This window comes from Rhizobium sp. BK591, from assembly GCF_014195045.1.
Classification (GTDB): domain Bacteria; phylum Pseudomonadota; class Alphaproteobacteria; order Rhizobiales; family Rhizobiaceae; genus Rhizobium; species Rhizobium anhuiense.
Window position 1 is genome coordinate 256,521 of sequence record NZ_JACIAZ010000003.1, and the last position, 13,191, is coordinate 269,711.

The following is a 13,191-nucleotide window of genomic DNA, read 5'->3' on the forward strand; positions in this document are numbered from 1 at the left end:
CGGAGGCTTGGCTCCGCCGTCCTCCCGGATTTGAGTATAGCAAGATCGGCAATTTGTCTATGTCCTTGACAAATAGGGATCGGCCTGTAGGCTGAGGTCAACGCGCAATCCAATGCGCGTGATATAAAGAGGGTCGAGGAGCAGTATGCGCCATACGTCTCGTCCGGGTAGACATGCGCTCGCCAAGGTCGTCCGAAGAGGAGCTGGCCTGGGCTTATTCGGCTCTATTTCTTTTTCTCGTCCTGCTGTCTGTTGAACTTGGCGTGCGGGGATCTGCCCATGATAAAGCCTTCGACTGATGGACAGCTTTTCGCCGAAGAGCCCGTATTACTGCCTGTAATGGCGCCGCGCCTTCAGGCCGATGTTCATCCGGGTGGATATGCTGATCTTGCCCTGTGGGGAGCCGGCAGCCTGGGGCGTGTGAGATTTTCTCCACTCACCGGCCCTTATGCTTATGCCCCGAACCGAGTCGTCTCGAAACAGGGCGGCGTGTTTGTCGCGCAGTCGCGGCCGGTGATGCTGATCCGCCAAGCAAGCCTTCGGGGCGTGTACCCTGCGCGTCGTTGCGCTTGGTGGCACGAGCCGGATGGCAAGGGTCCCAGGGTGAGGGTCACCCGCAACCACCATCGGCAGACTTTCGAAATGGCCTGGGGTGTCCTCATTGTCGAAACGTCGGGTTCGGATTTGCGGATCGCCATCGGCGCCTCAGGAGACGAAGCTGAGAAAGCGTTGAGCCTCACCAGCGAAGCCATCATCGGGGAAGCCGCTGAATATGCGGCGCGTTGCGACAGGATGCCCGAGGCCGATCCGTTGATGCGCAGCATGGTCAGCCAGGGGATACACGCCGCTCTTTCCAGCATCAGGCACGACGAAAACGGGGCCTTCGCTGGCCTTGCCGCCGGGCAGGCCTATAGTGCTCCGGCGCGAACCTATTACCGCGACGGCTACTGGACGATGCAGCCTCTTTTGATGCTGGCGCCGGAGGTGGTGCGCGACGAGATCCGAATTCTCGCCAAGGGAGTGCAGCCGGATGGAGAGGCCCCGAGCGGCGTGATCTTGACGGGGCCGGCGCAATCACAGGCCTGGCAGCACTTTGTCGCCGACAGCAAGGCCAATCCCAAAAACCACAAAAGAGCCGTTCCGGAATACCACAACCGTCCGCAGGACTGGTGGAGCGATCACTTCGACAGCCCGCTTTTTTTCATTCTGTTTCTGAGCGATTATTTCAGCGTGACGCAAGACCTGGCAGAGGTGCAACTGCACTGGCCGATCGTCAGAGCAATCACCGATCGCTATCTCGGCCTGGCCGGGGCTGACAGCGTTCTGCCGCTGAAACCGCGCAACGACCGGGACTGGGCCGACAACGTCTATCGTGAGGGTCTCGTCTCCTATGACCTCGGTCTTTTCGTCGGCGCCATGGACGCGGTGGCAAGGCTTGGCGAGGGCCACGATCCGACGCTTGCCGCACGCGCGCTCAAGACCGCAAATCTGGCCCGTGAAGAAATCGAGGCCAGGCTGTTCGTGCCGGCAACGGCGGGATATATCGATTATGGAACGCCTGGCGCTTTCATCGAGGATCATCTGGCTCTCGACAGCCTGACCTTGTCGCGATTCAGCGCAATTTCGAAGCATAGGGCCGTCGGCTTGTTGAAAGCTTTTGAAAACAGACTGGAAACGCGCAACAATCAACAACAGCCCTATGGCAGTTGGGGTGTCATGTGCGCCTATCCGCCATTCAAGCGGCAAGGCGATCTGCGATCCAAGACCGCTTTTCCCTACCGCTACCACAATGGCTCGGACTGGCCGTATTGGGATGGCGCCTATGCAGAAGAACGCCTTCGCCACGGACTTGGGGGTGCACGCTATGCATTGACACGCTGGTGGGAAACCTGCCTCGACAATGGCTGGATCGGTGCGGTGGAATATTTCTCGCCGCCTTATGGGCGCGGTTCCCTGCTTCAGGGCTGGAGTGCCATGCCGGCGGCGGTCGTCTTGAAATATGGCCTGGACGCTGCAAATGCGGAGCCAAGGTCATGAACAATACTGCGCCGTCGGTTCTAGCGGGACCCCTCATCGATCCGCATCGCGAAGGCGACGGAACCATCCCGTTCGAATTCGGAAAAGCCGAGGTGATGGTAGAAGCCCCTGGCGCGGTGGTTGTTGGGATCGACACCGAGATGCACCGCTCGGACGCCGTGATCTCTCAGCGCCTCAAGCTCAATGCTGATCATCCTGCGTCCCCAACCGGCTGCCTGAAGTCCGGGAAGGATGTTGATGTGAAGATGCGCGGGGTAGTCGTCTTGAAGCCACGGCGTGCCGCTGCGCGGGTTTTGAATACGTTCGATCACGTCGGCGTCGCGCGGACGGGCGGGCGTCAGGCCAGCGATCTCCTGGCGGACGAACGGCCACCAATTCGCCTGCAACTCTCTGTCGAACGCCCTGGTATCCGGGACGCCGACGATATAGCCGACCGGGCGGCCGTCCTGAATCAACACAAAGGCAAAGTCTTCGGCGAATTTGAGATAGGGCACCGACCAGATGTAGCCGGGCAGATGCGGGTCGCTATAGAGCGCGCTGGCATCGTCGCCGCCGTTCGCGGTTTTCAGGCAGATGTCGAAAAGGGCTTCGGTATCCGCTTCGGTCGCCGGGCGGATGGAGCAGTTGTTGTCCATCACTTTGCCACCTCCTGCGTGGCGTTTTTTTATTTCAGGTTGCGAGGGAGGCTCATGCATTGACGATTACCTCAGATTCGCCAGCCCGGCAAAGCTCTGGGGGAAGAAAACGTTCGGCCGTCGCCTGGGCGGCAGGTCTGAACGGAAAGTGGAGAATAAATCAATGAGGTGGAACCGATGAATAGAAGCGTGAAATCGATCAACATACTGCCGGGATGCCAATGGAAGGCAGCCGTCGCGCTTGCTGGTGCAGCGCTTATAAGTTTGGGCCTTTCGGCAGCCGCGCGCGCTGACGATCTGGCTGTGTGGGATGACCAGACCTATGAAGGTCAGAGCGCTGTTATAGAGCAACTGAACAAGGAGTTCGAAGCTGCGCATCCCGGTGTCACGATCAAACGCACCGCCCGCACCTTTGATGACATGAAGTTGACGCTGAAGCTTGCGGTTTCGGCAGGGAACGGCCCTGTCATCACGAAGGTCAACCAGGGCGCCGGCGACATGGGCGCGATGGTCAAGGAAGGATTGCTCCTTCCGGTTGACGACTACATCAAGAAATACAGCTGGGACAAGCGGCAGTCGGATTCAGTGCTTGCTCGAGACCGCTGGGAGGATGGAAAGTTCGGGGTCGGCAAGACCTACGGCATATCAGGCCTCGGTGAGATCGTTGGTCTCTTTTACAATAAAAAGATCCTCGACGATGCGGGCGTAGCATTGCCGCAAACCTTCGAGGAGTTTCTGGCCGATCTTGATAAGCTGAAGGAAAAAGGCGTTGCGCCCTTCATGATGGGCTCGGCAAAGCAGCATCTGGCCCTGCACATGATCGGCGCCATCGAGCAAGCGCATATCGACGCGAGCAATCGCGCCGAACTTGATGATCTGATCTACGGCAGGGGCGGTTCCTGGAACACCAAGGGGAACATCGAATCCGCGAAACTCGTGCAGCAATGGGCACAGGGCGGTTATTTTTTCCCCGGTTTCGAGGGCATCTCGGGTGATGACGCCGTCCAGCTTTTCATATCAGGGCAGGGTGCCTTCCTGATCTCCGGAACCTGGTATTTCGGCGACATGCAACACAATCCGGATATCGGCTTCATGGCCATTCCCGCCCCGAAGGGCATTTCCAAACCATTGAGTGTCGGAGGCGTGGACCTTGCTTGGGCGATAACGAGCCTTGCCAAAACCAAGGCAACGCAGGACCTGGCAGGCGATTATATCGACTATATGGTTTCGGAAAAGGCTGCTGAAACATGGGCCGCTGCCGGCTATCTTCCGGCGACGTCGCTGGCGGCCGACGCAAAGCCAAAGCTCACGCCGCTGCTGAGCTCCGGCATCGAAATGTGGAAGACACTCAACGCGAACGACGCGCTCGGCCATTACCCCGACTGGTCGAGCCCGACGATGCTGAAGACGATAGACGACAACACGCCGCTTCTTCTGTCCGGCAATATCACCCCCGAAGCCTTCGTCGACGCCATGGACAAGGACTATCAGGCGTATTTGAAGGATAAGAAATAAAAGGTGCGGGCGCCGGTCGCGGCCGTCCGCCTTGGAGGCCGCGGCCCGCGTCTTGTCGATCCACGTTAAAATCAGCGCTGCGAGCTGCGGCTTGCAGCGCGATCACCAGCGCCTTGGCTTCATGGAGTACTGGATGAAACGCTCCGCACTTGATGGCTCGAAACACACCAATTTTATCTATTTATTGCCTGGATTGCTGCTCTATGCGGCCTTTGTCTTTGGACCGATTATTGCGGCTTTGGCTTTGAGCCTGACCAGTTGGGACGGCTTGAGCATGCCCAGTTGGGTTGGCTTGGGCAATTACGTCGATCTCTTTTCCGACAATCGTTTTTATATCGCCTTGCGTAACAATGCCGCGCTGATGATCTTCTATTGTGTTCTGCCGCTGGTGCTCGGTATAGGCCTTGCCGCCTGCGTCTGGAATCTGAAGCAACGCGAACAGCTCGCGCTGCGGACATTCTTGTTCCTGCCTTACATCATGCCGACGGCCGTGTTGGGCATCATCTGGGCATGGCTCTACAATCCTGCCTTTGGCCCGTTCAATCAGTTTCTGAGAGCAGTAGGGTTGGGCGCCTTGGCGTTGCCGTGGCTCGGCGATTTCAATTTTGTGCTCCCCGCGGTCGGGATCGTTGCCACTTGGTATTTCTTCGGTTTTTGCATGGTCATCTTCCTCACAGGAATTCAGCGCATCGACCCGTCTCTCTTCGACGCCGCCAAGGTCGATGGCGCTTCGGCGCGAAAAACCTTTTTCTGGATCACGCTGCCGCTTCTATTGCCTGAGATAAGGGTGGTTTTGCTTTTGACGGTCATCGCGTCGATCAAGAGCTTCGACCTGATTTTCACGATGACCCGAGGGGGACCCGCCAACGCCACCCTCGTGCCGAATATCTACATGTATCAGCTCGGCTTCGAGCTCAATCGCTTCGGCGCCGCGGCGGCCATCGCCATTGTCGGCGCGGTACTCACATTCGTCATCAACTATGCAATTCACCGATTTGTGGGATCGCAGAATAAAGGATTGGCTTGATGAGCCGTTCGTCCAACTTTCCCGTCGGTGCACTATTCCTCCGCATTGTCCTCTGGCTTCTTGCGTTCGTCACCATCATCCCCTTCCTGCTTCTGCTTCTGACGTCGATAAAGAGCAAGGCTGACGTTCTGCAGGGTGCGTTCGCTTTGCCGGCATATCCCCATTTCGAAAATTACGTCGATGCCTGGAATGCCGGACATTTCAACGTTTACTTCTGGAATTCGATTACAGTTGTCATACCCGTCGTTGCTGCCAGCGTCTTTCTGGGCCTGCTGACCGGTTTTGCCTTCGCTTACCTGTCATTTCCGTTTCGGCGCACGCTGTTCGCTATCCTGACGCTCGGCATGATGGTGCCGGCGGAGGCCTTCATCATCCCGCTTTATTATGAAATGCGTTATCTCGGCCTTATCAACACCTATGCGGCTCTGATCTTGCCGCAGATCGCGATGTCGATACCGTTCTCAACGATCTTCCTCGCCAGCGCGATGCAGCAATTGCCGGAAGAAGTTCTCGAAGCGGCGGTTCTCGATGGCGCCGGACGCTTCTATATCCTCCGTAAGATCGTTATCCCGCTTATGGTGCCGGCAATGTCGACGCTGGCGCTGTTCCTGTTCATCTGGACCTGGAATGAGTTTTTGATCCCCTTCATTCTGGTCAACGACGACGCCTATCGGACGCTGCCCCTCGGTATGCTGTTTTTCCAAGGGCGCTACACTGTCAATACGCCGGTTTTGACCGCCGGTGCGGTGATCGTCATTGCCCCGCTCATCCTGACCTATCTGGTTTTCCAGCGGCGGTTCATTGCCGGCCTGACGGCAGGAGCCACGAAATAGACAGCTGTGCGATTTCAGACGCGCAAAGCACGATGCGCCAGAGGGTCAGGCCTCACGCCGGTCCCTGGCGCCTTCGCTCGCGCTTGTGGCGCACTTCCAGCGCCGCGCAGCCCCAGACGGTGCCAAGCAGCAGATAGACATGGCGCCAGTGGTCGATGTCGATGACGTTGCCGATCGCCGCATGGCCGAGGACGGAGATCCAGGCGACCATCAGGAAGGGTTGCCACGGCCGGTCGAGCAGCAGGTATCGAAAGCCGAGGGCGAGCGTCCAGACAAGCATGCCGACATAGCTGACGAAGCCGAGCCAGCCATAGGTGGTCAGCGATTTCAGCCAGATATTATGCTCGTCCTCGGGAAACATCGTCCCGAACACCAGCGGACCGATGCCGAGCGGGCGCTCCATCATCATGGTGAAGCCGATCCGGTGGCGCTCGAAGCGGCCGAGATGTTCGCCGTCATATTGCTGCACCAGCTGGGCGCGCGCTGAAAACAGTTCGGCGACCTTCGGGATCTGCAGCGCCACCAGCAGCGAGGCGACCAGCATGATGATCGCCGCCAGCGATAGCACCAGGACCCTCAGACGAAAGGCGCCGCTGCGCTCCTTGAGCAGCATGATGAAGATCAGCAGCACCAGGCCGAGCGCAAAAAGCCCCCAGGCGGCGCGGGAAAAGGAGAGGAAGATGCCGAGTGCAAGCACGAGCAGGGCGGCGGCCTTCAACGGCGATTTCTTCAGGTCGCCGGCCAGAATGCCGTGGATGAGGTAGAGCGATGGCGGCACCAGAAAGGGGCCGAAAACGTTGGGGTCCTGGAAGGCGCCTTTGGCGCGGTCGTAGAGCGTGAAGACCTCCGCGCCCGGAAATGCGTGGAAATAGCCGAGTACGCCGAGCGCCGAGGTGGCGACGGCGGCGAAGGTCCAGGCGTTGAACATCAACGGCAGCCGCTTGTGGCTGTCCTCGATGATTGCTGCATAGAACACCGCCGTCAGCGCCAGGAAGGTCGACACCGCGATATACATCGGCCCCGTCGCCAGGTCCTTCATCTGCGTCAGCGACAGCATGCCGCCGATATTGAAGGTGAGCAGCAAGGCGAGCAGCGGCGCTACGCCGCGCGAAATCCTGAGGCCCAGGATGAACCAGAGGCCGATCAGCCCGGCCATCCAGAGTTCATAGGGCGCCGGCTCGTCGATCACGAAACCGGAGAGGAAGACGCCGAAGGCGACGAAGGCCGAGCCGATCAGGCGCAGCGTCATCCGCTGCGGGTGGGCGACACGGGGATATGTCGCCTCGATCGCGCTCAATAGGCGTTTTCCGTGTTGAGCAGCCGGATCGGTGTCAGGAACAGGATCTTGAGATCGAACCAGAGCGACCAGTTCTCGATGTAATAGAGGTCGTAAGCCGTGCGGAACTTGATCTTCTCGTCATTGTCGACTTCGCCGCGCCAGCCGTTGATCTGCGCCCAGCCGGTGACGCCGGGCTTGACGCGGTGGCGGGCGAAATAGCCCTCGACGACATCGGAGAAGGCGCGATCGCGCGCCTGGGCGAGAACGGCATGCGGCCGCGGACCGACCAGCGAAAGCTCGCCTCTCAGCACATTGAAAAGCTGCGGCAATTCGTCGATCGAGCTCTTGCGGATGATACGCCCGACGCGGGTAACACGTGGATCGCCCTTGGTCACCGCAGCCTTGCCTGTGGGGTCGGCCATGTTGGTGTACATCGAGCGGAACTTGAAGACGTTGATGATCTCGTTGTTGAAGCCGTGGCGCTTCTGCATGAAGAAGACCGGGCCTTCGGAGGTCGCCTTGATGGCGATCGCGGTCGCGACCATCACCGGCCAGAGCAGCGCAAGCGCGACCACGGTGAAGAAGATGTCGAAGCCGCGCTTGGCGACGGAATCCCAGTCGCGGATCGGCTTCTTGAAAATGTCGAGCATCGGCACCGTGCCGACATGCGAGTAGGCGCGCGGCCGGAAGCGCAGCCGGTTGGCATGCGCGGCAAGGCGGATATCGACCGGCAGAACCCAGAGCTTCTTCAAAAGGTCGTAGATGCGGGCCTCGGCCGAAAGCGGCAGGGCGATGATCAGCATGTCGATGCGCGTCAGCCGTACGAATTCGACGAGTTCGGCCACGGTGCCGAGCTTCGGATAACCGGCGACCATGATCGGCGAGCGTTTCTCTCCGCGGTCGTCGAAGATGCCGCAGATGCGGATGTCGTTGTCGTCCTGCTGTTCGAGGACGCGGATCAGATCCTTGGCCGGCTCGCCGCCGCCGACGATGACGGCGCGGCGCTCCATGATGCCGTTGCGCGCCCAGTTGCGGATGCCGTAAGCGACGAGGAAACGTTCGGCCACAAGGAAGAGCGCGCCGGCTGCGAACCAAGAAATATAGGCATCGACCATTGCCCATGTGGTGCCGCGAATGAGCGTAAACAGGCCGAGGGTCAGAAGAAGCGCGATCGTCCACGACGCCAGAATGCGCGGCATCAGCCGCAGCTTCGCCCGAAGCGCGGGAATGGTGTAGGTGTCGGTAAGCTGGAGGCCGATGACGGTCAAGGCAGAAGCGATCGCCGCCATGCCAGCCCGCACCAGCGCGGAATCGTGGCCGTCGCCGGGCCAGACATAGTGGACGATCAGGGCGATTGCGAAGAGCGCCAGGAATTCCAACAGCCGCAATTGCCCGATGATGATGGCCGGCGAATAGGTTCCATCGCGGAACTGCTCGGCGATCTGGCGGGCATAGGGGTTGATCTCGGTCGGGTCGGAAGGTTTTTCCTTACCTGCGTCGCCGCGCACCTCGATGTCGGAGACCTGCTTGCGCAGCGCTTCCACGTCGAATTGATCGCCTTTTTCCAGCTTGTTCATGGGGCCAGCTTGTCTATGGGGCATTGTCGCTCATTGTCACCGAGCGAAATACCAGAAAGCCCCTAAGAAATATTTACGAGGCGGCGGGCATTGCTTGGGCCGGCAGCGGTCTCGACGAGTTCGTGGTACAATTTCAGCACATCGCGCGCCATGACGGCGGAGGAAAACACCGCCTTCACCGCCTCGGGCTTCGGCATCGTCCTGGCGTGCCAGCCGGGCGTGCTCAGCGTTTCCGCCATGACGCGGGCGAGATCGTCGGAATTGCCGGGCTCCACCAGTGCAGCGCTGTCGGCGCCGAGCACCTCGGGAATGCCGCCGACTCGGCTTGCGATGATCGTCTTGCCGGCGCCGAGCCCCTCGAGCACGATATAGGGCATGGCTTCGGCGCGCGAGGGAACGACGAGGTTCTGCGCCATCGAGAAAGCCTCATGCACCCGCATTGCCGGCAGCATGCCGATACGTTTGCCGAGGCCGCGTTCGACCATCATCTCGCGGTAGCGGTCGCGATCCGGCCCGTCGCCGATCATCAGCGCCGACAGCGGCCTGCCGAGCAGCCGTTCGGTCTTGGCGAAGGCATCGACAAACAGATCGGGACCCTTGAGGTCCCGGAGCATTCCCACATAGATGAAATGCACGGCATCCGAACGGGTCGGGATCGGCTCGAAATCACGCTCGCTGATACCGTTATAGATCAGTTTCGTCTTCGTCCGCGGCTTACCCACCTTGCGTGCATAGGTGTCGCGCTCATATTCGCAGATGAAGACCAGCGCATCGGTGAAATATTCCTGCAGCCGCTCCATCCTCAGGACGAACTGTCCACTGAAGGAGGAGCGCGAATAATGCAGGCTTCCGCCATGTGCGGTATAGAGGCGGGCTACGCGATACCTGTTCACCCGCAACGCTGAGCCGGCAAGTCGCGCGAGCACGCCGCCCTTGGCGCCGTGTCCGTGCAGCACATCCGGCCGCAAACTTTTGATTTTCTTGTATGTATCCCACATCGTCGCAATATCGGACGGGCTGATCGAACGCCGGATCGGCACGCGTGTCAGGCCGAGCGAGAGATAGGGTCTTATATCGTCGAACAGGCTGTCCTCGTACTCGCCGCCGGTCGAGCTGTCGCAGAGGATGCCGATTTGATGACCGGCCTTGCTGTGCTCCTCGACCAGATCGCGGACATGGCGGAATATTCCGCCGACCGGCGACCTGAAGCAATGGAGGATGCGGAGCGGTCTCTGTTTTGACATTGCTCAGAAGAGCCGTTCGCGAACGTAGATCGTGTCGCCTGCAATGATCGGGCCCGATATGTTGATGCGGCCGGTCAGCACCTGTCCGTTGATCTTGCGGGTGACGTCGACCATGCTCTGGTTGGCGCGGCTGGTGAAGCCGCCGGCAACCGCGATGGCATTCTGCACCGTCATGCCGGGAACATAGGCATACTGGCCGGGCTGGCCGACTTCACCCATGATGAAGATCGAACGGTAGCGATCGACATCGATGGTGACGTCGGGATCGCGAAGATAGCCTTGCTGCAGTTTCTGGGCGATCTGCCCCGAGAGTTGCTGCAGGGTCCGGCCGCGGGCAGGGACCTGGCCGATGAGCGGGAAGGCGATATAGCCGGCCTGATCCACCGTATAGGTGTTGGTCAGGCTCTGCTGGTCGAAAACGGTAACACGCAACCGATCGCCGCTGTCGAGCGTATAGGGCTGGATGGTCGCCTCGTTGAAGGCCTTCGGAGCCGGCTTATACGTCGTGCAGCCGCCCAGTGCTGCCGTCATGGCTGCAAGGCTCAGGGCCAAAAAGATCTTGGGCTGGACGAAAGACATCCGTTTGTGCTCACAGAAAATGAACTCGGTGCAGTCGTTATCGATCCGTTAGGGTTAATGCCCGGTAAAGGACGCTTGCAATTTCCCGGTATCCTTGATCGATCGTCCCTCCTCTACTTGGCAAGGTCGCCATTAACCGTTGAGTTACCATGGTCGTTTACACTTGCGGCACCTTTGTTGTGGAGTAAGAGCATGTCCAGCGTAGCTCGTGATCAGGATGTGGACATCGACCTCGGCCAGTTGGCCCGCGCGGTCTGGGCGCGCCGTCTGCGGATTTTGACGATCACCCTCGTGGGGGCGGGCGTCGCCTTTGCCGGCGCCAAGATCATGTCGCCGCAATATCGCAGCGAAACGCGCATCCTCATCGAACCCCGTGCGCCGGCCTTTGCCAACACCCAGCAGGTCAACGACGCCAGCGCCGGTCCGCTGATGGATGAACTCAACATCGCCAGCCAGGTGCAGCTCCTGCAATCGGCAGATCTCCTCAAGAAGGTGATCAACGACCTGAAGCTCTACAACCTGCCGGAATTCGACGATGCCGCCAACGGCTCGGCGATGAGCAGCATCCTGGTGAAGCTGCACCTGAAAAAGAACCCGCTGGAGAATCCGCCGGAAGAGCGTGTCATCGATGCCTTCGTCGAGCGCCTGCAGGTCTATCAGGTACCGGGTTCACGCGTCATCGGCATCAATTTCACCTCCAAGGACCCGAAACTCGCCGCCGCAATTCCGAACGCCATGGCGAATGTCTACCTTTCGACCCAGAGCGGCGCCAAGCTCGATTCCAACTCCGAGGCGACCCGCTGGCTGGAGCCGGAGATCGAAGGCCTGCGACGGAAGGTCAGCGAAGCCGAGAAGAAGGTCGCCGAATACCGCACCTCGCACGGGCTGTTGCAGACGAACGGCACGACCACTTTTCCGGCGCAGCAATTGAACGATATCTCCGCCGAACTGACCCGCGTCAGGGGCGACAAGGCCAATGCCGAGGCGAGAGCGCAGGCGGTGCGCAATGCGCTGTCTTCGGGCGAAGCCTCCGATACGCTGCCCGACATCATGTCCTCGCAGGCGATCCAGCGGCTGAAGGCGACGGAATCCGGCCTGCAGTCGCAGATCTCCGATCTGCAGACCAGTCTTCTCAACAACCATCCGCGGCTGAAAAGCCTGCGTGCGCAACTCGCCGATATCCGTACCCAGATCCGCCAGGAGACGCAGAAGATCCTGACGAGCATCGAGAACGAGTCCAAGGTCGCAGATCTCCGCGCTAGCGAACTCGAGCGCCAGTCGGACACGGTGCAGGCCACCAGCGCCCGCGCCGGTGAGGATGAGGTCGGTCTCAATGCGCTGGAGCGTGAGGCCAACGCCCAGCGCCAGCTGCTCGAAACCTATCTGGTGCGCTATCGCGAGGCCGCCTCCCGCGCCGACAGCAATTCGAGCCCAGCGGATGCCCGCATCGTGTCCAGGGCCGTCGAGCCGGTCGATCCCTATTTCCCCAAGGTGGTGCCGATCGTCGTCGTCGCTGCCGTCGCGACGCTGATTATGAGCGCCATCATCACCATGCTGGCCGAACTTTTCAGCGGCCGGGCGCTCCGCCCGGTGGATGCGTCCCCGGAGGCAATCGAGGCGGAAGCAGCCGTCGAGGAGAAGCATGTGCCGCAGGCCGCTCCGATCGCCGTAGCAGTCAGAAAGCCCGTGCAGCCGAGCATGCTCGCCGTGGTCGCGGACGAGGATGAGCCGGTAGCGGCCGTGGAGGCTGCCGAGGCGCCGGAGGACGACAATGAATTCTCCATCGCCTCAGTTGCGGATTATCTGACCGGCAGCCGTGCGCCGCTGGCAATTGCCATATCCCCGACCGGTGACAATGGTTCGGCGGCGACGGTTTCGCTGACCCGCACGCTCGCCGACGCCGGCCGCCGCGTCATCCTCATCGATATGACCGGCTCCGGCTACCCCACGGAACTGATGGTCGAGGATCAGGCCGCCCTTGGCGTCACCGATTTGCTTTGCGGCGAAGCCGCCTTCGGCGACACGATCCACAGCGACCGCCTGTCCGATGCCCATCTGATCCCCCAGGGCCAGAGCGACGTGCGCCGGGCCATGCGCGGTGTCGACCGGCTGTCCTTGCTGCTCGATGCGCTTGCCGCCGCCTACGACCTCGTGGTGGTCGAATGCGGTTCGGCCGATGTGGCCGGCGTCTCGCGGCTGACGCGCAGCCGCGACGTCGAGATCATCCTCTCGCTGCCTGAAGTCGAAGAGACCATCTTCGTTGCACTGATGACGGAATTCCAGGCTGCGGGCTATGAGCGCGTCGTGCTGATGTCGGGCGGCGAAGGGGCCGAGCAGGAGTTCGGCCGGGCGGCCTGAACGGTTGAAGCATGTCGCGCAAAAGTGTGCCGCGGTTTTGCGGCAACGACATGCGTAAAAACAAAAGGATAGAGCGGTTCTGCGTTTCAGTTAAAAGCTGAACCGCT

General features: G+C 60.3%; 9 protein-coding genes and 1 pseudogene. 5 read left to right on the forward strand and 5 right to left on the reverse strand.

All coding sequences use genetic code 11. The annotated features are described in order from the left end of the window. The first annotated feature begins 279 nt into the window (after window positions 1-279). A complete protein-coding gene (locus FHX10_RS14310; RefSeq protein WP_047616441.1) occupies window positions 280-2,037 on the forward strand; it encodes a glycogen debranching protein in 1,758 nt (585 codons plus the stop codon). Window positions 2,038-2,057: 20 nt separating this feature from the next. Here the strand turns inward: FHX10_RS14310 and FHX10_RS14315 are convergent, their stop codons facing one another. Beyond that, window positions 2,058-2,672, reverse strand: coding sequence for a GNAT family N-acetyltransferase (locus FHX10_RS14315; RefSeq protein WP_047616442.1), 615 nt, complete (start codon window positions 2,670-2,672; stop codon window positions 2,058-2,060). Between the two features lie 177 nt (window positions 2,673-2,849). Here FHX10_RS14315 and FHX10_RS14320 point away from each other — a divergent pair, with 177 nt between their 5' ends. The 3 genes from FHX10_RS14320 (at window position 2,850) to FHX10_RS14330 (ending at window position 6,047) form a co-directional block, all read left to right on the forward strand. Further along, complete coding sequence (locus FHX10_RS14320; RefSeq protein ID WP_063474288.1) at window positions 2,850-4,187, forward strand: extracellular solute-binding protein; 1,338 nt, start codon at window positions 2,850-2,852, stop codon at window positions 4,185-4,187. Window positions 4,188-4,320: 133 nt separating this feature from the next. Beyond that, complete coding sequence (locus FHX10_RS14325) at window positions 4,321-5,214, forward strand: carbohydrate ABC transporter permease (RefSeq protein ID WP_184389985.1); 894 nt, start codon at window positions 4,321-4,323, stop codon at window positions 5,212-5,214. Continuing rightward, window positions 5,214-6,047, forward strand: a complete 834-nt coding sequence (locus tag FHX10_RS14330) for a carbohydrate ABC transporter permease (protein WP_097543010.1) — start codon at window positions 5,214-5,216, stop codon at window positions 6,045-6,047. Before FHX10_RS14325 ends, FHX10_RS14330 begins: the two co-directional genes overlap by 1 nt. Before the next feature lie 52 nt (window positions 6,048-6,099). On the opposite strand, the gene FHX10_RS14335 is transcribed toward FHX10_RS14330, so the two are convergent. The 4 genes and pseudogenes from FHX10_RS14335 to FHX10_RS14350 form a co-directional block, all read right to left on the reverse strand. Continuing rightward, window positions 6,100-7,344, reverse strand: a complete 1,245-nt coding sequence (locus FHX10_RS14335; protein ID WP_063474290.1) for an O-antigen ligase family protein — start codon at window positions 7,342-7,344, stop codon at window positions 6,100-6,102. Then, window positions 7,341-8,903, reverse strand: coding sequence for an undecaprenyl-phosphate glucose phosphotransferase (locus tag FHX10_RS14340; protein ID WP_097543011.1), 1,563 nt, complete (start codon window positions 8,901-8,903; stop codon window positions 7,341-7,343). Before FHX10_RS14340 ends, FHX10_RS14335 begins: the two co-directional genes overlap by 4 nt. A 73-nt stretch (window positions 8,904-8,976) precedes the next feature. Further along, window positions 8,977-10,147: pseudogene (locus FHX10_RS14345) on the reverse strand (glycosyltransferase family 4 protein). Window positions 10,148-10,150: 3 nt separating this feature from the next. Continuing rightward, the gene (locus tag FHX10_RS14350) at window positions 10,151-10,726 is read right to left on the reverse strand and encodes a polysaccharide biosynthesis/export family protein (protein ID WP_047616454.1); all 576 of its coding nucleotides are present in this window, start codon (window positions 10,724-10,726) and stop codon (window positions 10,151-10,153) included. 192 nt (window positions 10,727-10,918) lie between these two features. On the opposite strand from FHX10_RS14350, the gene FHX10_RS14355 reads away from it, so the two are divergent. After that, on the forward strand, window positions 10,919-13,084 hold the full coding sequence (locus FHX10_RS14355; RefSeq protein ID WP_047616456.1) for a GumC family protein: 2,166 nt from the start codon (window positions 10,919-10,921) through the stop codon (window positions 13,082-13,084). The last annotated feature ends 107 nt before the right edge of the window (window positions 13,085-13,191 follow it).

Excerpts from the sequence above, each read along its gene's own strand:
- FHX10_RS14310 (WP_047616441.1), top strand. The coding sequence starts at position 280 with ATGATAAAGCCTTCGACTGATGGACAGCTTTTCGCCGAAGAGCCCGTA.
- FHX10_RS14315 (WP_047616442.1), bottom strand. The coding sequence starts at position 2,672 with ATGGACAACAACTGCTCCATCCGCCCGGCGACCGAAGCGGATACCGAA.
- FHX10_RS14320 (WP_063474288.1), top strand. The coding sequence starts at position 2,850 with ATGAATAGAAGCGTGAAATCGATCAACATACTGCCGGGATGCCAATGG.
- FHX10_RS14325 (WP_184389985.1), top strand. The coding sequence starts at position 4,321 with ATGAAACGCTCCGCACTTGATGGCTCGAAACACACCAATTTTATCTAT.
- FHX10_RS14330 (WP_097543010.1), top strand. The coding sequence starts at position 5,214 with ATGAGCCGTTCGTCCAACTTTCCCGTCGGTGCACTATTCCTCCGCATT.
- FHX10_RS14340 (WP_097543011.1), bottom strand. The coding sequence starts at position 8,903 with ATGAACAAGCTGGAAAAAGGCGATCAATTCGACGTGGAAGCGCTGCGC.
- FHX10_RS14350 (WP_047616454.1), bottom strand. The coding sequence starts at position 10,726 with ATGTCTTTCGTCCAGCCCAAGATCTTTTTGGCCCTGAGCCTTGCAGCC.
- FHX10_RS14355 (WP_047616456.1), top strand. The coding sequence starts at position 10,919 with ATGTCCAGCGTAGCTCGTGATCAGGATGTGGACATCGACCTCGGCCAG.